Source organism: Bradyrhizobium sp. AZCC 1678 (assembly GCF_036924765.1).
GTDB classification, from domain to species: domain Bacteria; phylum Pseudomonadota; class Alphaproteobacteria; order Rhizobiales; family Xanthobacteraceae; genus Bradyrhizobium; species Bradyrhizobium algeriense.
Window position 1 is genome coordinate 3,373,431 of sequence record NZ_JAZHSE010000001.1, and the last position, 20,618, is coordinate 3,394,048.

Annotated in this window: 19 protein-coding genes; 4 read left to right on the plus strand and 15 right to left on the minus strand. The window is 63.5% G+C overall.

Going from position 1 to position 20,618, the window contains the following annotated elements:
• Nucleotides 1-13: 13 nt before the first annotated feature.
• The 3 genes from V1294_RS15895 to V1294_RS15905 are packed head-to-tail and all read right to left on the minus strand — an operon-like array spanning nt 14 to nt 3,054.
• The gene (locus tag V1294_RS15895) at nt 14-1,525 is read right to left on the minus strand and encodes a tripartite tricarboxylate transporter permease (RefSeq protein WP_334498469.1); all 1,512 of its coding nucleotides are present in this window, start codon (nt 1,523-1,525) and stop codon (nt 14-16) included.
• Nucleotides 1,526-1,528: 3 nt separating this feature from the next.
• Nucleotides 1,529-2,014 carry a tripartite tricarboxylate transporter TctB family protein gene (locus tag V1294_RS15900; RefSeq protein ID WP_334498471.1) on the minus strand — a complete coding sequence of 162 codons (486 nt, stop codon included), beginning with the start codon at nt 2,012-2,014 and terminating at the stop codon, nt 1,529-1,531.
• A gap of 44 nt (nt 2,015-2,058) precedes the next feature.
• Entirely contained in the window at nt 2,059-3,054 is a 996-nt protein-coding gene (locus tag V1294_RS15905) for a tripartite tricarboxylate transporter substrate binding protein (protein ID WP_334482250.1), read from the minus strand.
• Nucleotides 3,055-3,274: 220 nt separating this feature from the next.
• Between V1294_RS15905 and V1294_RS15910 the strand changes: the two genes are divergently transcribed.
• Entirely contained in the window at nt 3,275-3,745 is a 471-nt protein-coding gene (locus V1294_RS15910) for an SRPBCC family protein (RefSeq protein ID WP_334498473.1), read from the plus strand.
• A gap of 11 nt (nt 3,746-3,756) precedes the next feature.
• On the opposite strand, the gene V1294_RS15915 is transcribed toward V1294_RS15910, so the two are convergent.
• The 9 genes from V1294_RS15915 to V1294_RS15955 form a co-directional block, all read right to left on the minus strand.
• Entirely contained in the window at nt 3,757-4,536 is a 780-nt protein-coding gene (locus tag V1294_RS15915; protein ID WP_442895446.1) for a PdaC/SigV domain-containing protein, read from the minus strand.
• Nucleotides 4,537-4,581: 45 nt separating this feature from the next.
• Entirely contained in the window at nt 4,582-6,741 is a 2,160-nt protein-coding gene (scpA, locus tag V1294_RS15920; protein WP_108513455.1) for a methylmalonyl-CoA mutase, read from the minus strand.
• 42 nt (nt 6,742-6,783) lie between these two features.
• Nucleotides 6,784-7,251: a GFA family protein gene (locus V1294_RS15925; RefSeq protein WP_334482247.1), complete on the minus strand. Its 468-nt coding sequence runs from the start codon at nt 7,249-7,251 to the stop codon at nt 6,784-6,786.
• Entirely contained in the window at nt 7,248-9,116 is a 1,869-nt protein-coding gene (locus V1294_RS15930; RefSeq protein ID WP_334498476.1) for a methylmalonyl-CoA mutase family protein, read from the minus strand. The genes V1294_RS15925 and V1294_RS15930 overlap by 4 nt, the downstream gene beginning before the upstream one ends.
• A gap of 93 nt (nt 9,117-9,209) precedes the next feature.
• Entirely contained in the window at nt 9,210-9,701 is a 492-nt protein-coding gene (gene folK / locus V1294_RS15935) for a 2-amino-4-hydroxy-6-hydroxymethyldihydropteridine diphosphokinase (RefSeq protein ID WP_334498478.1), read from the minus strand.
• A 1-nt stretch (nt 9,702) separates the two neighbouring features.
• Nucleotides 9,703-10,074 carry a dihydroneopterin aldolase gene (gene folB, locus V1294_RS15940; protein WP_334498482.1) on the minus strand — a complete coding sequence of 124 codons (372 nt, stop codon included), beginning with the start codon at nt 10,072-10,074 and terminating at the stop codon, nt 9,703-9,705.
• Entirely contained in the window at nt 10,071-10,928 is an 858-nt protein-coding gene (gene folP / locus V1294_RS15945; RefSeq protein ID WP_334498485.1) for a dihydropteroate synthase, read from the minus strand. Before folP ends, folB begins: the two co-directional genes overlap by 4 nt.
• A gap of 75 nt (nt 10,929-11,003) precedes the next feature.
• Nucleotides 11,004-11,411: a DUF4332 domain-containing protein gene (locus V1294_RS15950; protein ID WP_334482238.1), complete on the minus strand. Its 408-nt coding sequence runs from the start codon at nt 11,409-11,411 to the stop codon at nt 11,004-11,006.
• A 54-nt stretch (nt 11,412-11,465) separates the two neighbouring features.
• A complete protein-coding gene (locus tag V1294_RS15955; RefSeq protein WP_334482237.1) occupies nt 11,466-11,831 on the minus strand; it encodes a DUF2267 domain-containing protein in 366 nt (121 codons plus the stop codon).
• Nucleotides 11,832-12,169: 338 nt separating this feature from the next.
• On the opposite strand from V1294_RS15955, the gene V1294_RS15960 reads away from it, so the two are divergent.
• The 3 genes from V1294_RS15960 (at nt 12,170) to V1294_RS15970 (ending at nt 16,643) form a co-directional block, all read left to right on the plus strand.
• Entirely contained in the window at nt 12,170-13,801 is a 1,632-nt protein-coding gene (locus tag V1294_RS15960) for a helicase HerA-like domain-containing protein (RefSeq protein WP_334498487.1), read from the plus strand.
• A gap of 76 nt (nt 13,802-13,877) precedes the next feature.
• Entirely contained in the window at nt 13,878-15,200 is a 1,323-nt protein-coding gene (locus V1294_RS15965) for a glycosyltransferase family 87 protein (protein WP_334498488.1), read from the plus strand.
• A gap of 42 nt (nt 15,201-15,242) precedes the next feature.
• Nucleotides 15,243-16,643 carry a M20/M25/M40 family metallo-hydrolase gene (locus V1294_RS15970; RefSeq protein ID WP_334482231.1) on the plus strand — a complete coding sequence of 467 codons (1,401 nt, stop codon included), beginning with the start codon at nt 15,243-15,245 and terminating at the stop codon, nt 16,641-16,643.
• Between the two features lie 253 nt (nt 16,644-16,896).
• On the opposite strand, the gene V1294_RS15975 is transcribed toward V1294_RS15970, so the two are convergent.
• The 3 genes from V1294_RS15975 to V1294_RS15985 form a co-directional block, all read right to left on the minus strand.
• A complete protein-coding gene (locus V1294_RS15975) occupies nt 16,897-17,880 on the minus strand; it encodes an NAD-dependent epimerase/dehydratase family protein (RefSeq protein WP_334498489.1) in 984 nt (327 codons plus the stop codon).
• Nucleotides 17,881-17,910: 30 nt separating this feature from the next.
• Nucleotides 17,911-18,690, minus strand: a complete 780-nt coding sequence (locus tag V1294_RS15980) for a class II aldolase/adducin family protein (protein ID WP_334498492.1) — start codon at nt 18,688-18,690, stop codon at nt 17,911-17,913.
• A 114-nt stretch (nt 18,691-18,804) separates the two neighbouring features.
• Entirely contained in the window at nt 18,805-20,454 is a 1,650-nt protein-coding gene (locus tag V1294_RS15985) for an ArnT family glycosyltransferase (protein WP_334498493.1), read from the minus strand.
• Nucleotides 20,455-20,618: the final 164 nt, after the last annotated feature.

Genomic DNA, 20,618 nt, shown 5'->3' on the forward strand with positions numbered 1-20,618 from the left:
CCTGCGCAGTCCTTCAGCGCGCCGATGCGGCGGGGACGGGCGCCCGTTTGAGCTTCCGCCACACCCAGACCAGTACCGGCCAGATCAGTGCGCCGATCGCCATGGCGGCGAGAATCGCGGCGATCGGCCGCTCGAAGAACGGAAACACGCTGCCGTCGGATTTGATCAGCGAGGTGACGAAACTCTGCTCGATCATGGTGCCCATCACGATGCCGAGCACCATCGCGGCGACCGGATAGCCGTTTTCTTCCATGACGTAGCCGATGATCCCGAAGGTTGCGACGGTGACGACGCCGAACATGTTGTTGCCGATCGCGAACGAGCCGACCGCGCAGCACAGCATGATGACCGGCATCACGGTGGACCGTGGCGCGCGCAGCACGTAGCTCGCCAGCCGGATCATAATGATCCCAAGCGGAATCATGATGATGTTGGCGATGATGAACATCAGGTAGATCGCATACATGCTCGACGCTTTTTCAGTGAACAGCGTCGGACCGGGGTTGAGGCCCTTCATGTAGAGCACGCCGATCGCAATCGCCGCGATGGTGTCGCCGGGAATGCCGAACAGCAACGAGGGCACCCAGCCCGAGGCGATGCTGGCGTTGTTGCTGGCACCGGCCTCGACCAGGCCCTCGACATGACCGGTTCCGAACTTCTCCGGCTCCTTCGAGAAACGCTTGGACATGGCGTAGCTGACCCAGGCGGCCATGTCGGCGCCGGCGCCCGGCAGCACGCCGATGATGATGCCGACGATGTTCCCGCGCGTCATCTGCCAGTTGTACTTCTTGGTGAGCCTCCACTGGCCGGCCATGATGCTTCCGAACTTGCGCCGCGGGATCGGCGGCGGCTCGGGTGTGAGCATCGCGCGCATCACCTGCGCCACGGCGAATACACCCACCAGCGCCGGGATCGGTTCGATGCCGCCGAACAAATTGGTCATGCCGAAGGTGAAGCGCGGCACGCCGCCGGGGTTTTCGATGCCGATGCACGCGACCAGCAGGCCGATGAACATGCTGGCAATCGCCTTGACCGGAGAGGAGCGCGCGACCAGCGTGGCGCACATCAGGCCGAGGAACGCCAGCCAGAAATATTCGAAGGTCGAGAACGACAGCGCGATCTCGGCAAGCGGCGGTGCCAGGATCATCAGCGAGAGCGTGCCGGCGATGCCGCCGACGGCCGAGAACCAGACGCCAGCCCCGAGCGCAAGTTCGGCCTCGCCCTTGCGCGTCATAGCATAGGCTTCGTCCGCATAGGCCGCGGAGGCGGGGGTGCCCGGGATGCGAAGTAACGCGCCGGGGATGTCACCGGCGAATATCGCCATCGTGGACGCCGCCACGATCGTGGCGATCGCGGCGATCGGCGAAAGATAGAAGGTAACCGGGACCAGCAGCGCGGTCGCCATCGTGGCCGACAGGCCAGGCAGCGATCCGATCACGAGGCCATAGACCGATGCCGCCAGCATCGCGACGATGACTTCCCAGGTGGTGATGAGCGCGAAGGCTTGCGTCAGGGTATTGAGCATCGATCACCAGGGCATTGGCAAAACGCCGGGCGGCAGCGGCACGCGCAGCAATTTTGAGAAAATCAGGTGGATGCCGATCGGCGCCAGCACGGCGAGCGGCAGCGCAACCTTCCAGCGCGCTCCGAGCGCGGTTGCAGTCACGTACACGATCAGCGTCGCCGTAAGGATGAAGCCGAGCCGGTCGGCGATCGCCACGTAGAGCAGCAACAGCGCCGGCGGAAGCAGGGCGCGCAGGCCGTAGAGCTTGCCAGTCGGTGGCGGCGGCTGGCCGCCCTCGACCGGAATGAGCTCTTCTTTCTCTTCGAAGTTGTGGCCGATCCCGAACGCGATGGCGAGCCCGCACAGCGCCAGACCCGAGCCGATCACCAACGGGAAGACGTTAGGTCCGACCGGCTGACCAGGGACCGGCGGCAACTGCCATCCGCCATAGGCGGCAGCCGCGCCGAGACCAACGAGAAACAATCCCGTGACGCGATCGGGAAGACGCATGAACGAGCCCTATGGTTTCCGGTGAAGGGGGCCGCCGGAATGGATCAAGCCTTCGATAGTCCGGCGGCCTTCATCGCCACGCCCATCTGGGCGTCGCCCTTGTCCATGAAGGCGGCGAATTCGGACGCGTCACCCCACACCGTTCCGAAGCCGCGATTGCCCATGAAGTCCTTGAACTCCTTGGAGTCGTAAACCTTCTTCAGCGAGGCCGTCAGCTTGGTCGCGACATCGGCCGGCAGGCCTTTGGGACCGGCAATGCCGCGCCACGCACCGGTCGAATAGTCGATGCCTATGGCTTCCTTCAGCGTCGGCACATCGGGGAATGCAGGATTGCGCGCCGTAGCCATGACGGCAAGGCTGCGCGCCTTGCCGGCCTCGATGATCGCGCGGGCTTCCGGCACCGAGCAGGTGGTGAGGTCGAGGCCTCCTGCCGCGAGATCCTGCATCGCGGGCGCGGCGCCGTTCGACGGCACCCAGGCGACATGATTGGGCGCCAGTCCCATCGCCTGCATCCAGCCGACCAGCGCTAAGTGCCAGATGCCGCCCTGGCCGGTGCCGGAGGCCTTGAACTTGCCGGCTGGCGCGGCCTTGATGGCGTCGGCGAGCTCTTTCACGGTCTTGTAGGGCGATGCGGAACTGACCTGGATGCCGGGCGGATCCTCGTTCATCAGCGCCAGCGGCGTATAGCTCTTCGGTGCCAGTTCCGTGAGCCCCTGCCAGTGCATCATCGAGATTTCCACCGTCAGCATGCCGATGGTGTAGCCGTCGGGCTGGGCGGTCGCGATCGCGGAATGGCCGACCACGCCGGAGCCGCCGGTGCGGTTGACGACGTTGAAGGGCTGGCCGAGATCCTTCTCCAGTAGCGCCGCGACGATGCGCGCGGTCGCGTCGGTGCCGCCGCCGGCGCCCCACGGCACGATCACGGTCACGGGACGCGCCGGATAAGCCTGCGCCAAAGCCGGCTTGAAGCCAAAACCGGCGACGGCCGCGGCAGCAGCGGATGAAGCCGCGAAGGCGCGGCGCGTGATCTTTTTGGACATCGGTGGTCCTCCCTGCGGCATCCGTGAGGCCGGACGCTCTTGTGATGAGACATTCTAGGCGGCTTTTGCGTTGTGGTCGCAAGGCATTGGCTCGTGAGAAGGATCGTCGCCGGCGGGCATCTCGCCACATCCAGAAATCGGGTGGCGGCGACCGGGCTACCCGAAATAGGTATCCATATGCGGCTCAGTCATTGGGCCGCGATCGATTGCGGAGAGAACCATGACGACAGCCTATTACAGCACCGTGCTGAACCATCCCCTGGAAACCGTGTGGGACCTGATCCGCGACTTCAACAATTACCCGGCCTATATCGATGGCGTCAGCGAAAGCATGATCGAGGACGACAAGGGCGACGATGAAGTCGGCGCCGTCAGGCGCTTCTGCTACCTCGGCAACTGGATCAGGCAGCGGCTCGCCGGCCATTCCGACGAAGCGCATTCGCTGACCTATGCGGGCATCGAGCCGCTGCCGTTTCCGGCCGAGGCGACGCCGGATGCGCCCGCGCCGACGCGCTATGAGGGGACGATGCATCTGCTGCCGGTCGTCGAGGGCAACCGGACCTTTATCGAATGGAAAGTGCAACTCGATACCGCGCCGCAGGATGCCGATCGCTGGCAGACGCTGTTCCAGTCATGGATTCCGGATTGGACGCATTCGCTCGAGAGAGCGCTGGGCCGTCAGGCTGCTTGATGGTGCGGCTGTTACTGTGGCCGCTCTTCGTCGTCCTTCGGTCGCGCGCCGCCGAAAATTTTGGCGCCTTCCGGCGTCAGATACGGCTTCAACGTCTCCCACGGGACGAAGGCGATATACTCGCCTTCGGCATAGGAGCCGACCGCGTAAGGTGCGTAGCGAAAGGTCAGGCCGGAGCTCTTGCCTTCCTCGGTCGATGGCGCCAGCGAGACCGGCCCGATCTTGAGAAGCTTCGGCTCGATGGCTTCGATGGCGCTGGCATCCGTGTCTTCCGCGCCCCGCTTCTTTTTCTCGGCCCGGAGGGATGCAATGACGCCCTGCCGCATCGCTTTCAGTGTTGGACCGTTGTCGGCTGTTTCGGTGAAGAACGGACGGATGCTGATGCGTTTGCCTGCTGACCTGTCCCACAGGATCGTGTCGGACGAGCTGTTGGGGTGCGCGCCGCCCGTATATTCGTAGTCGCCCCTGACGATGCTGACATAGCGGCCGTCGACCACCGAGCGCGTCTCGTATTTCCGCTCAAACGACCACGCGTTGCGGAACAAATCGGGGTCCTGCTTGCGCTCCTTGTCGGCATCGGTGCGGCTTTTCTCTGTCCACTTCTTTCCCTCAGCCAGGCAGTTTGCCGCCAACGCCGGATCGGCCTTGATCTTCGCGTCAAGGATGACACTGGCCTCGACCCATTTGGTCTTGATGGAAAAGTCCGGCTTGGGCTCGGCAGCCAACACTGGACCGAGCGCCGCAGCGAATGCGATCGCGCCCGCTAAAGCGAATGTCCGGGCGAATGCGATGTTGCGCAAGGGCGATCCTTTGAAAGTAGCTGCGCCCGGCGGAGGTTATTCCGCCGCCTCGCTGCTGTGGCCGAGCCGGGCGTTGAGCTTGTGGATCAGCTCTTCGGCAGCGTCCGAGATCACGGTGCCGGGCGGGAAGATCGCCTCCGCGCCGGCCTTGTACAGCGCGTCATAATCCTGCGGCGGCACCACGCCGCCGATGATGATCATGATGTCCTCGCGGCCGTGCTTCTTCAGAGCGGCCTTGAGCTCCGGTACGGCGGTGAGGTGCGCGGCCGCCAGCGACGACACGCCGAGGATATGCACGTCGTTCTCGACTGCTTGGCGTGCCGCCTCGTCGGCGGTGGCGAACAGCGGTCCGATATCGACGTCGAAGCCGACGTCGGCAAAGGCCGATGCGATCACTTTCTGGCCGCGATCGTGACCGTCCTGGCCGATCTTGGCGACGAGGATGCGGGGGCGGCGACCCTCGGCATTCTCGAACGCGTCGATCAGCTCCTGCACTTTTTCGACCCGGTTGGACATGGCGGACGCCTCCCGCTTGTAGACGCCGGTGATGGATTTGATTTCGGCGCGGTGACGCCCGAACACCTTTTCCATCGCGTCCGAAATTTCGCCGACGGTGGCTTTTGCGCGCGCAGCATCAATCGCCAGCGCCAGCAGATTGCCGTTGCCTTCGCCGGCGCTGCGTGTCAGCGCCGCCAGCGCCTGATCGACTTCCTTCTGGTCGCGCTCGGAGCGCAGCCGCTTCAGCTTGTCGATCTGTAGCCGCCGCACGGTGGAGTTCTCTACCTTGAGCACGTCGATCGCCGCTTCATTGACCGGCTTGTACTTGTTGACGCCGATCACGGCCTGCTTGCCGGCGTCGATCCGAGCCTGCGTCTTGGCGGAAGCTTCCTCGATGCGCAGTTTCGGCACGCCGGCCTCGATGGCCTTGGCCATGCCGCCGAGCGCCTCGACCTCCTGGATATGGCCCCAAGCTTTCGCCGCGAGGTCGCGGGTCAGCCGCTCGACGTAGTAGGAGCCGCCCCAGGGATCGATGATGCGATTGGTGCCGCTTTCCTGCTGCAGGAACAATTGCGTGTTGCGCGCGATGCGGGCCGAAAAATCTGTCGGCAGCGCCAGCGCCTCATCGAGCGCGTTGGTGTGCAGCGACTGGGTGTGGCCTTGCGTCGCCGCCATCGCCTCGATGGTGGTGCGCATCACGTTGTTGAAGACGTCCTGCGCGGTCAGCGACCAGCCGGAGGTCTGGCAATGCGTGCGCAGCGACAGCGAGCGCGGATCCTTCGGATTGAACTGCGTCAGCAGCTTGGCCCACAAAAGCCGCGCGGCGCGCATCTTGGCGACTTCCATGAAGAAGTTCATGCCGATCGCCCAGAAGAACGACAGCCGCGGCGCAAAGCGGTCGACGTCGAGACCTGCGGCAAGCCCGGCGCGCAGATATTCAACACCGTCGGCCAGCGTATAGGCGAGTTCGAGATCCTGCGTAGCTCCAGCTTCCTGCATGTGATAGCCGGAGATCGAGATCGAATTGTACTTCGGCATTTTTTGCGAGGTGTACGCAAAAATGTCGGAGATGATCCGCATCGAAGGCGCCGGCGGATAGATGTAGGTGTTGCGCACCATGAACTCTTTCAGAATGTCGTTCTGAATGGTGCCCGAGAGTTTTTCCGGCGGAACGCCCTGTTCCTCGGCGGCCGCGACGAACAGCGCGAGGATCGGCAGCACCGCGCCGTTCATGGTCATCGACACGCTCATCTGATCGAGCGGTATGCCCGCAAACAGCGTGCGCATGTCGTAGATGGAATCGATCGCGACGCCCGCCATGCCGACGTCGCCGGACACGCGGGGATGATCGGAATCGTAGCCGCGATGGGTGGCGAGGTCGAACGCAACCGAAAGGCCCTTCTGGCCGGCGGCGAGGTTGCGGCGATAGAACGCGTTGGAATCTTCCGCCGTGGAGAAGCCGGCATATTGCCGGATGGTCCAGGGCTGGTTGACATACATGGTGGGGTAGGGGCCACGCAGATAGGGCGCGACACCCGGCCAGGTTTCCAGGAAGTCGATGCCTTCGAGATCGGCCTCGCTGTAACCGGGCTTCACCGGAATGCCCTCGGGCGTCAGCCACGGCTCGGCGCTGCCGGCGGGCTGCGCGGGCGCGGTGGCTTCAAAGGCGATATCTGCGAAGTTCGGTATGCGGCTCATGGTACCCATCATAGCACATGTGAACGTCGGGGATCGTCACCCCTAGTCATGGTCTGGATGCTGGTGGCTGGTGATGGTCGCCATCTTCTCCGGGCCGTAATTCTGCTGTGTGGTCTGGCTCGGCAGGTTGGCGATGCCGACCACCCAGCCGAGCCGGGATTCGGTTCCATATTGCCGCGTCGGCACCACCCGGTCGGGGCGGTCGAACGCGCCGGTCATGATCTCGATCCGGGGGCCGCCGATCAGCCGGTAGGTCAGGGGCGTGCCGCAGGCCGAGCAGAAATCGCGCTCGGCGATGGAAGAGGACTGAAACGTCGCCGGCTTGCCGCGGGTCCAGGTGAAATGTTCATGCTCGATGTCAGCGAGAGACGCGAAGGGCGCTCCGGACGCCTTCTGGCACATCCGGCAATGGCAGATGCTGATCTTGGTCGGTGCCTTCAACATCGCAAAGCGGATGGCGCCGCACTGGCAGCCGCCGGTCAGGACCGTCTTGTGGTTGTTTTCCGTCATGCTCGCTCCATCCGCCGCCAGGCTTCCTGCAGCATCGCCAGCGCATCGCCGCCGGCGAAGATGAAATCGCCGACGCCGGCCGAGCGTAGCGCGGCCTCCTGTTCGCCGGGCCGGCCTGCCAGATAGATATGCTTGGCGCCGGCCGCGTGAAGGGCCTTTGCCGCGGCCACCGCGTGTTCCGCATAGACCTTGTCGGACGAGCACAGGCAAACAATAACCGCGCCGGACGCCTTGAACGCGGTGGCCAGCGCCGCCGGGTCGGCAAAGCCTTGGGTGTCGATCGCCTCGATGCCGCCGGTCTCGAAGAAACTCTTGGCGAAGGCGGCGCGCGCGGTGAAGTCGGCCGCCGTGCCGAGATTGGCCAGGAAGATTTTGGGTCGCGCGCCTGACGTCTTGAGCCTTTCGTCCGATTTGTCGCGCAGCGCCTCGAACGGCGCGGCCAGCCGCATCGGCGGCAGGGGATCGAATTTGAATTTTGCTTCGCCATAGGACGGCAGCACGATCGGCTTCGCATCGAGCACGGTGACATCGGCCTCGTGCAGGTTCGGAAATTCGCTCGCGCCCGTCAGCACGTCCCGGCGTTTGGCGATGTTGGCCTCGCGCACAGCCCGGGTTGCGGCGACCTTGCGCTGGATCAGGCCTTGTTCGAGGCTTGCGAACATGCCGCCGGCCTTTTCGATCTCCTGGAACAGCGACCACGCGGCTTCGCAGAGTTGCCTGGTCAGCGTTTCGATGCCGCCGGAGCCGGCTGCGGGATCGCTGACCTTGGCGAGGTTGGACTCTTCCAGCAGCACCAGTTGTGTATTGCGTGCGGCACGCCTGGCGAACGGATCGGGCAATCCCAGAGCCAGCGTGTGCGGCAAAACGGTGATGGTGTTGGCGCCGCCGAGGCCGGCGGAGAAGGTCGCCATCGTCGCGCGCAGCATGTTCACGTAAGGGTCGCGCTGCGTCAGCATGCGCCAAGCCGTATCGGCCGCAATGAACAGCGGTGTTGGCGTCAGGCCGCAGGCCTGTTCGACCCGCGCCCACAACAGCCGCAGCGCCCGGAATTTCGCCAGCGTCAGGAACTGGTCGGCGTCGGCGGCTAGCCGCGCATACACCATGCCTTGCGCATCTTCGAGCGCAACGCCTGCCTGTTCGATCGCGCGCAGATAGGCTGTGCCGGCGGCCAGCACAAATGCCAATTCCTGGACTTCCGATCCGCCGGCATCATGGATCACGCGCCCATCGGCAGCTGCGAACGGGCCTTTGAAGCTCATCGCGGCGAGGCCTTTGATCGCGCCGGTGACCGCGGGCACGATCTCCTCCCAGCTGTAGGGACTGGAGCCCCACACCACGCAGGACCCGAGCGGGTCCAGTCCGAAGCGGATATCGCAGGCGGCGGGGTCGATACCTCTGCGCTTGATATATTCCGCCATGTGAATGGCCGCCATTCGCGACTGCGGGCCGATCTGAAGCTCGATGCCGATCCCGGCGTCGAGATAGATACCGTCGAGAACCTGCGCGACCGCCTCAGCCGAAGGATCGAGCCCGAAACCATGGGCGCCATTGGCGCCGGCGAATACGAGGGTCAGTCCCGTCGCGCCGTTCTCCAGATCGTGCAGCGCCTGCGCGTTGGCCGCTTTCGCGTCGGGATGATCGATCCGCTGCATGATCTGCCAGGGCGCAGCCGCAGCACGGCCGGCGACCGGCGTGGCCCCTTGGGCGCGGCGGTAAATCGGATCGATTTTCAACCCATCGGACGTCTTGCTGACCAGTTTCTCGAACGGCGCGCCCTTCAGCACCCCGTCGACCAGCTTGCGCCAGTCCTCGTAGGTTGCCTGCGGAAACTCCGCGGCCAATGTCAGCTCGTCAGTCTTGGTCATCCGGGCTATTTATTCCCTGGTCGTCTCTTGATTTGGCCGGAAATTGCCACGGGGCGGCCGCCAAGCCAAACGGTTGTTTTGGGTCCTTACCGGTCAATCCAGGTCGGGTAGCCGCTGGATCCCCTCGGTCGAAAGCAGCGCCAGCGCATCGGCGACGCGACGTCCCGCAATGATACGGTCGGGTGCGATCTCGGCCAGCGGCACCAGCACGAAGGCGCGCTCGAAGGCCCGCGGATGCGGCAGCGTCAGTTCCGGCTTGTCGAGCCTGACGTCATCATAGGCGATCAAATCGAGGTCGAGGGTGCGCGGACCCCAGCGTGTCTCATGGGCACGGTCGCGGCCGAATTTTTTCTCGATCTTGTGCAGCGTGAACAGCAGCGCATGCGGATCGAGGCTGGTTTCGATCTCGATACAGGCGTTGGTGAACGGCGCCTGCTGTTCCTCGCCCCAGGGCGGGGTGGTGTAGTCGGAGGAACGCGCGAGCAGGGCGGCCTGCGTCATGCCGCAAATATTGGAGATGGCTTTCTTGAATGTGGCCCGGACGTCGCCGACATTGCCGCCGAGCGCGATCAGCACGTCCGCCATGTCAGGGCGATTGCCGCTTGCGCGTCAGCACGACGCCGACATCCTCGAAGATCGCGGCGATCGGTGCATGCGGCTTGTGGACGGTGACCTTGACCGCGTCGACGCGCGCAAACGCCGCCAGTATCGCGTCTGCAACGGCGCCGGCGGCGCGCTCCAGGAGCTTGTAATTGGTGTTCTTGAACGCTGCCGTCGCGGTCGAAACCACACTGGCATAGGACACGGTGTCGGACAGGTGATCGGTGTGCGAGGCTTCCGACAGGTTGACGGAGAGTTCGAGGTCGATGACAAAACGCTGCCCGACTTCGGTCTCGTGCTCCATCACGCCGTGGCGGGCATGGATGACGACGCCGGTGATGAAGATAGTATCGCTCATCCCTGTTCCCTGATTGCGGCGGTGACGCGCAGCGCCTGTACGGTCTCGGCGACGTCATGCGCCCGGATGATCCGCGCCCCGTTCTGGGCCGCCAGCAGATGCGCGGCAATCGAGCCACCGAGACGCTGATGCGGCTCCGACGGCGTCACCGTGCTGATGAAACGCTTGCGCGAGGCGCCGACCAACAGTGGAAGTCCGAACGACTGCAACTCACCGAGCCGCGCCAGCGCGGTCATGCTCTGCTCGGGCGTCTTGCCGAAGCCGATGCCGGGATCGAGCACGATCTTGTCAGGCGAAATTCCCGCTTTCGCCGCGATATCGAGCGACCGCGCGAAGAAATCGGCGATGTCCTGCATGATGTCGATGGCGGGATCGGCGCTATCGCGGTTATGCATGATGATGACGGGCGCGCCGCGCTCGGCGACGAGGCCAGCCATGCCGGAATCGCGCTGCAGACCCCAGATGTCGTTGGCGATGGCGGCGCCCTGATGGAGCGCCCAGGCGACGACGGCCGATTTCATGCTGTCGATCGACACGGGAATGCCGAGCGCGACGACGTCAGGTAGCACCGGCTGCAGGCGCTTCAATTCCTCATCCGCCGAGATCGGTTCCGACCCGTAGGGCCGGGTGGATTCCGCGCCGATGTCGATGATGTCGGCGCCCTCGGCGATCATCCGCCGGGCCTGGGCCAGCGCGGGCTCAGGGGCGGCGAATTGCCCGCCGTCCGAGAATGAATCGGGCGTTACATTCAGCACGCCCATCACCGCCGGATAGGGCCTGGACTTTAGCGCAGGCAGCACCGGATGACCGGCCGGACCGGTCGCCGCGGTGGGTCTGGGCTTGGCTGCGATCATGCGGTGGCTTTGCGCGGTCCGCGCCGGGGAGTCAAGGCGTGACAGCCAGGCCCCGCGGGCTGGCCTGACCGGCCTTTAGTAGCTGATCATCGGCGGAAGCTTGCGCGCCTGCTCGATCAGTTGTTCGACCGATCTTTCGGAGGGCAGAACCCGGACCAGTTTGCGCTTGGTATTCACGTCTTTCATATTCTGGGCGAGCCGCGCCGGATTGCGGAGCGCGAGTTCGCGCACGGTGGTGACACCGGCCGCGCGCACCAGGCCTACCTTGGCCTTGCCCATGCCGGGAATTCGCATGTAGTCGGAAAAATTCGCCCATTCGAGCAGTTGCTGTTCGCTGATGCCGGTCTTCGCTGCGAGCGCCTTACGCCCCTTGACCGTGCGGGCGGCTTCCAGCAGCGCTTCCGTGGTGCGAATGCCCTGCGATTTCAGCTTCGAGGCAGAGTAGGCGGTCAAGCCTTCGATCTCGGAGAGGGGATATGTCATGATACTCGATGAAAAAAATATGCTCAGGCCGAATGTGCTCAGAAGAGATGCGCTTTACGCGAACTGGCTGAGGCCCGGCGTCCCTGAAATGATTTCGCCCATTTGATCCGCTCCGATTTTGTCGCGGCCGAACCTGAAAAGTTCACGCGCCACGTTTTGAATCTCGCTCATGCCCAGACCAAGCGCCATCAGTCGGGTGCCCACCGCCATCAAGCCTCCGCCCATCAGCCGCGAGAATCCGCCATTGCTGCTGGAAGCCGCAATCGCAGCCTCGGCACCCGGAATTTGGTCGATCAGGGCCTGAACCTTGTCGGAGGGTCCCTCGTTACGGAGAAAACCGAGAACGATGCCGATGGTTTTTTCAGCGACAGCGCTATCGATGCCGGCCTTGGAGGCCAGCCGTCCAATCAATTCGTCCATATTGTGCCCCGTCCCCAACCGGTTTCACCGGGTCGTCTGCTTGTAAATTGATCTTGAGCGCCTGCGATCTGAAATACAAGCGATCCCCGCACATCAAGACGATGTGGTTCTCGATTCGCGTGGCAAGTGTTGCAGCAATGCAAGAGTGGGTGCCAGATTCATACAGAGTTATTGCGCTGCGCCCTCGATTTTTCTGCCGAAGGTCGGAAAAAAGTATGAGAGGAACGGTCCTTGGTGCGCTGCGACGGTGTGCTGACGGTTTCAATCAGCGGACAGGATGCGATATGATGGAGTGACTTGACACCTAAGAGTCCCCCGATGCGCGATGAGGCGATGTGATGGCGACCTCCGATAACAAGACCGCCGATACCGACGAGAAGATTTTTATCGGGAAGGGCGAACAAACGGCCTGGCTGACGCTAGCGCTTGGCAATCGGCATGGCCTTGTCACCGGAGCGACCGGGACCGGCAAGACCGTGTCGCTGCAGGTGATGGCGGAGGGCTTTGCCCGCGCCGGTGTTCCCGTGTTCGCGGCCGATATCAAGGGTGACCTGTCCGGTATCTCCGAAGTCGGCGAGGCCAAGGACTTCATCCTCAAGCGCGCCGGAGAGATGGGCCTCAAGTTCGAGCCCGATCAGTTCTCGACGGTGTTTTGGGACGTGTTCGGCGAGCAGGGCCATCCGGTTCGCGCCACGGTCACGGAGATGGGGCCGTTATTGCTGTCGCGGATGCTCGATCTGAACGACGTGCAGGAGGGCGTCCTCAATGTCGCATTCCGTGTGGCGGATGAAAACGGCCTGACGCTGATCGACATGAAGGATCTGCGCTCGCTGTTGGATGCGATCGTTCCCGATGGCCGCAAGAAGGGCCCGGATGCCGAGGAAGATCCGTTTGCCGAGATCCGAAAGGTCGCGCAGGGCTATGGCAATGTCAGCAAGGCAACCGTCGGGACCATCCAGCGCCAGCTTCTGGTGCTGGAAAACCAGGGCGGAACGAAATTCTTCGGCGAGCCGGCGCTGGCGCTGAAGGATTTCATGAAGACCGACAGCGATGGTCGCGGGATGGTCAACATTCTGGTTGCCGACAAGCTTATGGAGAGCCCCAGGCTCTACGCCACCTTCCTGTTGTGGTTGCTGTCGGAACTGTTTGAGGAACTGCCGGAAGCCGGCGACTTGCCGAAGCCGAAACTGGTGTTCTTCTTCGACGAGGCGCATCTGTTGTTCAACGATGCGCCGAAGGCGCTGATGGACAAGATCGAGCAGGTGGTCCGCCTGATCCGCTCCAAGGGCGTCGGCGTCTACTTCGTCACACAGAATCCGATCGACGTGCCGGACAAGGTGCTGGCCCAATTGGGCGGTCGCGTGCAGCACGCGCTGCGTGCCTTCACGCCGCGCGACCAGAAGGCGGTGAATGCGGCGGCGCAGACCTTCCGGCCGAATCCGAAGCTCGACACCGCCCGCGTCATCATGGAACTCGGCAAGGGTGAAGCGCTGGTGTCGTTCCTCGAAGGCGGCGGCACGCCGACCATGGTCGAGCGTGTCATGATCCGGCCGCCGACGGCGCGGATCGGGCCGATCACGCCGGAAGAGCGCAAGGCGATCATGAACAAGAGCCCGGTCAAGGGCAAATACGACACCCCGGTCGATGCCGAATCCGCCTATGAGATGCTGCAGAAGCGCGTTGCCGGAACCGCGGCGCCTGCGGATGGAGCAGATGGCGGTGCGGGCGTCGGCGGTGGCGGGATCCTCGGCCAGATCGGTTCGATCGTTGGCACGATCTTCGGCACCAACGTCAAGCGCGGCAGGCTGTCGACCGGCCAAGTGATTGCGCGAGACGTTACGCGATCCGTCACCAACAAGGTGGTCGGCGGCATCGTCGCCGATCTCGGCAAGTCGGTCGGCGGATCGCTTGGCGGTTCGGTCGGGCGCGCGCTGGTGCGCGGCGCGCTCGGCGGCTTGCTGCGGCGGTAAGAGTTTTTCGAGCGAAGTGGCGGTCGGTTCGCGTGAAGAGTTGTGACGTAATCTCCTCTGAATCCGGAACGAGCGCGTGCTGAGATATCCATCGCTACGAAGGCCGCTCGATCTCCTGTTTCTGGTCTGCTGCATCGCGCTGACGGCCGACGTGCTGGTCCCGGAAATCTGGGGCAACGGCAAAACCAAGGACTATCCGCTGTGGTTCTGGGCGGGGCAGCAGGTGCTGCAGGGCAGGAATCTCTACCCCGACAACCCCGCCGCCTATTTCGAATTCATTTATCCGCCGCTGTCGGCGGTGCTGCTCGCGATCCCGAGCTGGTTCGGCAAGATCCCGCTCTATCTCTGCCTGTCGTTCCTCAACATCGTCGCGTGGTGGATGACGGCGCAGTTCTCGCACGCGATGGCGGGATCGGGGCGCAAGCCCGGGCCGTGGCTGGAAGCGCTGCCGGGCTTCGTCACCGTCACCTTCGTGTTCGACATGTTCGACCTCGGCCAGCCGAACTTGGTCTTGCTGGTGCTGATGCTTTACGGATTCTGGCTGCTGCGGGATCAGCGCGGATGGATGGCGGGATGCATGTTTGCGCTTGCTACCGCCATCAAGGTATTCCCGGTGGCGGTGTTGCCTTATCTGGTGTGGCGCAGGCAGTGGGCGGCGGCCGCGAGCATGCTGGTGTTCATCGGCGTGTTTCTGTTCGTGCTGCCGGCGCCGTTTCGCGGCTTCCAGCACAATGTCACGGAGTTGAAGACCTGGTACCAGGGCATGGTGGGGTCGAGTTCGGAGAAGGGGTTCGGACAGCGCGACGAGCAGAACTGGTCGTGGGTCAACCAGTCGATCATCGCGGTGACGCACCGGCTGACGCGGCCGGTGAACTACAATCAGGATGATCCGTCAAAGCCGGTGCGCACGATGAACTTCGCCAATCTCGATTTCAGGACGACGAACTGGATCGTGCTGGCGATCTCGCTGGCGATCGGGCTCGGATATCTCGCCGTCATGCCGCCCGCGTCGCGCCGGACCGAGCGGTCGGATGCCGAGGAACTCGGCATCCTGTTCTGTCTGATGACGGTCGCTTCACCGCTGGCTCGCCAATATTACTTTCTGTGGCTGTTCTTTCCGATCACCGTGCTGGCCCATCGCGCGGCGTATGATCTCAGGCCGACGGTCAAGACCGGCACATGGGTGTTGCTAGCCGTGGCGGGCGGTTTGTTGTGCCTCTCGCTTCCGCTGTTTCCGATCGACCTGCAGGCGTATGGCAATAATCTCGCCGCCACCATCCTGCTGACGGCGGGGCTGGTCTGGCACATATTGCATCCGCCTGCCGCGGATGTCGCCTTGCCTCAGGCCGCGGGCGAGCTACAACTTGAGGTCAACAACAAGGCCCACAGCCAAGGGTAACTTCAAGGGTAACTTCAAGGGTAACTTAAGGGATAGTCAGCCATGTCCAACGCAAAGATCCAGCCGGTCCTCGATCATATCGACGCCGACTTCGACAACAGCCTCGAGCGGTTGTTTGCGCTGCTGCGGATCAAGTCGATCTCGGCCGACCCGGCCTTCGCCGGTGATTGCAAAGTGGCCGCTGATCATCTTGCGAAAGATATCGCGACGCTCGGCTTCAAGGCTGAGGTGAGGCCGACGGCGGGGCATCCCGCGATCGTCGCCAAGGCGAACGGTAGCACCGATGGCCGTCCGCATGTTCTGTTCTATGGGCACTACGATGTGCAGCCGGTGGATCCTTTGAACCTCTGGCACCGCCCGCCGTTCGAGCCTGTGGTCACTGACCACGCTGATGGCCGCAAGATCATCGTTGCACGCGGGGCGGAGGACGACAAAGGACAGCTGATGACCTTCGTCGAGGCCTGCCGCGCCTGGAAGAAGGTGACGGGATCGCTGCCAGTCGACATCACGATCCTGATCGAAGGCGAAGAAGAAGTTGGCTCGAAGAATTTCGTGCCGTTTATGGAGTCGATCAAGGATGAGTTGAAGGCCGACTTCGCCATGGTCTGCGACACCGGCATGTGGGACCCCAACACGCCCGCCATCACAACCTCGCTGCGTGGCTTGATGTATGACGAGGTCTCCATCAAGGCCGCCAACCGCGACCTGCATTCCGGTGTGTTCGGCGGCGGCGCGCGCAACCCGATCCGCGTGCTGACCAGCATCCTCGGCGGCCTGTTTGACGACAACGGCCGCATCACCATTCCCGGCTTCTACGACGGCGTGAAGGATCTGCCGCCGGACATCCTGGCGCAGTGGAAGAACCTCAACCTCACGCCTGAGTCGTTCCTGAAGCCAATCGGCCTCTCGATCCCCGCCGGCGAAAAGGATCGCCTGCTGATCGAGCAAGTATCCTCACGTCCGACCTGCGACATCAACGGCATCATCGGCGGCTATACCGGCGAGGGCTCGAAAACCGTGATCCCGGCGGAAGCTTCCGCAAAGATCTCCTTCCGTCTGGTCGAAGGCCAGGACCCGCAGAAGATCAAGAAGGCGTTCCGCGACTATGTCACCGCGCGGCTTCCGGGCGATTGCAAGGCCGTCTTCACCGAACACTCCAGTGGGGCGGCCATCGCGCTCGACTGGAACATGAAGCCGCTGGCGGCTGCCAAGCGCGCGCTGACCGAGGAATGGGGCAGGGAGGCGCTGCTGGTCGGCTCCGGCGCCTCGATCCCGATCGTCGCCGATTTCAAGCGCACGCTCGGCCTCGACAGCCTGCTGATCGGCTTCGGTCTCGACGACGACAACATCCATTCGCCGAACGAGAAGTACGACCTCAAGAGCTTCCACAAAGGCATCCGCTCCTGGGCGCGGATTTTGGGAGCGTTGGCGGAAGCGAAGTAGCGCGGGATGGGAAGGGTGGGCAAAGCCACCGGGTCGCGCGAATGCGCGCCCGATGACAGGCTCCGCGTGCCCACCATCTACCCGCTGGGCTGGTCTTTGAATGGTGGGCACGCTGCGCTTTGCCCACCCTACGGCACAACTCAAATAAAACGCCGCCCGGGATTGGGCGGCGTTTGATTCTAAACGTGTAGAGGGTGTGTAACTGCTAGTTTAGCGCATCCGCCCGACGCGTCTACCGGATATTTCCGGTTCCTCACTCCACCGGGTAGGGTCCCTCACGAAAATCGCGATCGTGATAGCCCTTGCTGCCGATCTCGCGCGCGAGTGGGCTGTGGATGTCCTCGTCGGCCCGCAGCCGCGCAATCAGCGTGCGGAAATCATGGCGCGGCTGCCAGCCGAGTTCGGCGCGCGCCCGGTCGTTGACGTAGATGCGATCGATGCCCGGAAGCATCGTCCAGCCGCGCCGGGCGAATTCGGCCTCATAGTCCGGCACGCAACGGCGGACCACACGCGGCGCATCGTTGCGCAGTTCCGCCGCGTCGTGGCGCGAGAATGGCGTAGTGGCGCTGATGATGTATTTCGCGAAACCGGCCGATGGCGCGTGATCGATCGCCAGCAGTTGCGCGCTGACCACGTCTTCGATATCGACGCGGCGATAGAGGAACTCGCTGGTCTTGATGTTGGCGTCGGTATAGGCCTCGCGTATCGCGCGATTGTCGTCCTCTTCGGGAAAGAATCGCGAGGTGCGCAGCACGATGACGCCAAGCGAATGATTGCGCGCGAACAGCTGGCACAGATCCTCCGCGGCCGCCTTGGTGACGCCGTAGATATTTTTCGGCACCGCCGTGACGTCTTCGGTGATCCAGGCCGCCGGCTCGCCTGGCGGCGGCACCAGCGCATCGCCGAACACGCTGGTGGTGCTGGTGTAGACAAACGCCGTGACACCGGCTGCGACGGCTTCTTCGAGCAGATTGAGCGTGCCTGAAATGTTGACGTCGACAAAATCCTGGCGGCCGTGTGTTGCCACATGCGGCTTGTGCAGCGTCGCGGCGTGCAGCACAGTGGCGACACCCCTCATGCAACGCCGCACGAAAGCCCGGTCGGCGATCGAGCCGACGTGCTGGGTGAACATGCCGGGCAGAACATCGATGCCGATGGCCTCGCGCCGTTGCGCCTGCAACGTGCGCATCAGCGCCTCGCCGAGATGGCCGGAACTGCCGGTCACCAGTACTTTCACGCCCTGTAACCTTTCGCGCGCCCGTCGGCCTCAGGTCTTGTAGCTGGGATCGATGCGATCCAGTTTCCGCAACAGCGGCGGCCACACCAGATTGGTCGAGCGCCGTTCCGCGAAATCGGCATTGCCAAACAGTTGTTTGTTCTTGTCGATCACGGCCTGTTCGATCGGGTAGGCGGTCGGCCCCAGCATGCGGGTGCGCACCTGCATCGTGCAGGCCCGCTCCAGATGGTACATGCGCTCGAAGGCGGAGGCGACCGAGCGGCCGACCGTCAGCGTGCCGTGATTGCGTAACAGCATGTGGTTCTTGCTGCCGAGGTCCTTCTGCAGCCGCGGGCGCTCGTCATGGTCCAGCGCAACGCCTTCATAGTCATGATAGGCGAGGTCGTGGGTGACGAATTGCGCGGTCTGGTTCATCGGCAGCAAGCCCTCCATGCAACTCGCGACCGCCGTTCCGTCGGGCGTGTGCAAATGAAGTACGCAGCCGGCGTCCTCGCGCACCTCGTGGATTGCCGAATGGATGGTGAAGCCTGCCGGATTGATGCTGTATTCGCTCTCGCTGAGCTGGTTGCCGTGCAGGTCGACCTTCACCAGGCTCGACGCCGTGATTTCCTCGAACATCAATCCGTAGGGGTTGATCAGGAAGTGATGGTCGGGACCCGGCACGCGCGCCGAGATGTGGGTGTCGACCAGGTCGTCCCAGCCATACAGCGCAACGAGGCGATAGCAGGCGGCGAGATTGACGCGCTGGTTCCACTCGGCGTCCGTCATGCCGGTCGGAACCTGCTTCACGCGAGCTTCGGCTGGCGACATGGCGCGCTTTCTCCGGAAAATTGTTGATTTTCGAAAAGCGAGCCTAGCCCTGTGCCGGACGGGCAGCAAGGCGGACGTCCTGCGTGGCAGTCATGCTCTCACGGCGATGCGCCGTTACGGCGCCGGGATTGCCAGCAGCGTCGAGATACCGCGGCCGCGGATATCGTAGACGCGCGCGAACACGACATCGTCACGCTTGATTTCCACCATGACGGGCGCGGTCAGGCCCTTGCAGTAGAACTCGCCCAGCGTCATCGCGAAGTCGGCGGACTGGCTGTCCCAGCCGATCGTGAAGTCGGGGCCGAGCGCCACCTGCGCAGGGCGCTGCGGGCCGCACACTGCGACTTTCCATTTACGTCCCAGCGGCGGCGATTCCTGCCGCTCGACCAGCTCTTCGCGCAGGCCGTCGGACGCCTGCTTCAGTGCCAGCCCCCAGTAATCCAGCATGAACAGGCTGTCGGCGCCGCGAACGGTGCCGACGAGGTGATTGAAGTGCGTATACTCGTACGGATGCAGGCGGATCATCTCGCTGAGCGGCAACAGCAGGCCGAACGAGAACACCGCCAGCGCGGCGGGTTGCCAGCGGCGGTGATTATTCTTGAGCCAGTTCATGCCCCAGGCGAACGATACGCCGGCGAGCACCGCCATCGGGGGGATGACGAAGACGAAATGCCGGATGCCGTTGTAGAGCGCCGGGCGCTTCACCATCGCGATCACCAGCGGCAGGGTGGCCGCCAGCGTCAGCATCAGGAACATGGTCTTGCGGCGGGCCGAGACGTCGCCGCGCGACAGCGACATGAAGCTGCCGACGACACCGGCGACCAGAAGCGCGAGCAATATTTCGGGAAGCTGCAGCGCGAACAGCGTCGGCAGGTAGGACCACGGCATATCAGGCACCGAGACCAGCGCGCCGTCGAACATTTCCTTCCAGGGCTTTTCGAAGAAGTGCGAGAAATAGGTCAGCGCCTTGAAGGGATGGTCCGCCTCCATGATCGACCACGGCCACACCAGGCCCATGATCAGGTATCCGACCACGAGGCCGGGCAGCAGCACGTACACGACATGGGCGAAGCGGCGGATCGCTTCGCGCCCGCCTTGCGTGCGAACGTCATCGATCAGCAGCGGCACGAAGCCCACGATCGCATAGACCAAAGCCAGCCCGCCGAGAATCCGGCAGCCGATGGAGAGACCGGCGCCGAGGCCGACGATCAGGATGGTTCGCGGCGAGGGCGCGGGATATTCCTCGGCGAGGCGCACCAGACCCAGGATCAGGATTACCATCGAGACGGCAAACGGCGCGTCTTTCGGGTTCATGAACATGTGCCCGTAGAAGGTCGGGCACAGCGCCAGCAGCAGCAGCGTCGCGAACCCGGCAAGCGGGCCTCCGACGCGCCGCGCCAGCCGCCAGGTCACGGCCAGGCCGATGACGCCGACGACGGCGCCGAGCAGGCGGCGCGTTTCAAACAGTTCGAGCGGGATGACCTTGTGCAGCAGGGCCGCCGCCATGTCGAAGCCGCCGCCATACATATAGAGATTGGCGAACGACAGCGCGCCGGTGTCCTTGAAGCCGGAACCGTACATCCGCAGCAGTAGATCGGCATATTCGGCGTGCGTGTAGTCGTCCCAGCCGAGCCCGTAGTCACGGAAGGTCAGGCCCGCGACAATGGTGACCACCGCCAGCACGAAAATGGCAAGGTCGTCGCAGGTCCGCTCCACCGAGCGCCGCGCGGGCGTATCGAGGGCAGAAGTCGTGATCGATGACATGGCGATTGGTAACCCAGTCCCCTATGGCCCAGCGTGGATATTCTTGAGCCTCATTCCCCGGGTACCCATATAGCGCAGTTCCATTTCCAAAGTAATTGGGAATTGTGGCCTAAATCCCTGATGCAATGCAACAAAAGGGCAGTAATTGGTAGGTGGTAAAACTA

Excerpts from the sequence above, each read along its gene's own strand:
- V1294_RS15895 (WP_334498469.1), bottom strand. The coding sequence starts at position 1,525 with ATGCTCAATACCCTGACGCAAGCCTTCGCGCTCATCACCACCTGGGAA.
- V1294_RS15900 (WP_334498471.1), bottom strand. The coding sequence starts at position 2,014 with ATGCGTCTTCCCGATCGCGTCACGGGATTGTTTCTCGTTGGTCTCGGC.
- V1294_RS15905 (WP_334482250.1), bottom strand. The coding sequence starts at position 3,054 with ATGTCCAAAAAGATCACGCGCCGCGCCTTCGCGGCTTCATCCGCTGCT.
- V1294_RS15910 (WP_334498473.1), top strand. The coding sequence starts at position 3,275 with ATGACGACAGCCTATTACAGCACCGTGCTGAACCATCCCCTGGAAACC.
- scpA (WP_108513455.1), bottom strand. The coding sequence starts at position 6,741 with ATGAGCCGCATACCGAACTTCGCAGATATCGCCTTTGAAGCCACCGCG.
- V1294_RS15925 (WP_334482247.1), bottom strand. The coding sequence starts at position 7,251 with ATGACGGAAAACAACCACAAGACGGTCCTGACCGGCGGCTGCCAGTGC.
- V1294_RS15930 (WP_334498476.1), bottom strand. The coding sequence starts at position 9,116 with ATGACCAAGACTGACGAGCTGACATTGGCCGCGGAGTTTCCGCAGGCA.
- folK (WP_334498478.1), bottom strand. The coding sequence starts at position 9,701 with ATGGCGGACGTGCTGATCGCGCTCGGCGGCAATGTCGGCGACGTCCGG.
- folB (WP_334498482.1), bottom strand. The coding sequence starts at position 10,074 with ATGAGCGATACTATCTTCATCACCGGCGTCGTCATCCATGCCCGCCAC.
- folP (WP_334498485.1), bottom strand. The coding sequence starts at position 10,928 with ATGATCGCAGCCAAGCCCAGACCCACCGCGGCGACCGGTCCGGCCGGT.
- V1294_RS15950 (WP_334482238.1), bottom strand. The coding sequence starts at position 11,411 with ATGACATATCCCCTCTCCGAGATCGAAGGCTTGACCGCCTACTCTGCC.
- V1294_RS15955 (WP_334482237.1), bottom strand. The coding sequence starts at position 11,831 with ATGGACGAATTGATTGGACGGCTGGCCTCCAAGGCCGGCATCGATAGC.
- V1294_RS15960 (WP_334498487.1), top strand. The coding sequence starts at position 12,170 with ATGGCGACCTCCGATAACAAGACCGCCGATACCGACGAGAAGATTTTT.
- V1294_RS15970 (WP_334482231.1), top strand. The coding sequence starts at position 15,243 with ATGTCCAACGCAAAGATCCAGCCGGTCCTCGATCATATCGACGCCGAC.
- V1294_RS15980 (WP_334498492.1), bottom strand. The coding sequence starts at position 18,690 with ATGTCGCCAGCCGAAGCTCGCGTGAAGCAGGTTCCGACCGGCATGACG.
- V1294_RS15985 (WP_334498493.1), bottom strand. The coding sequence starts at position 20,454 with ATGTCATCGATCACGACTTCTGCCCTCGATACGCCCGCGCGGCGCTCG.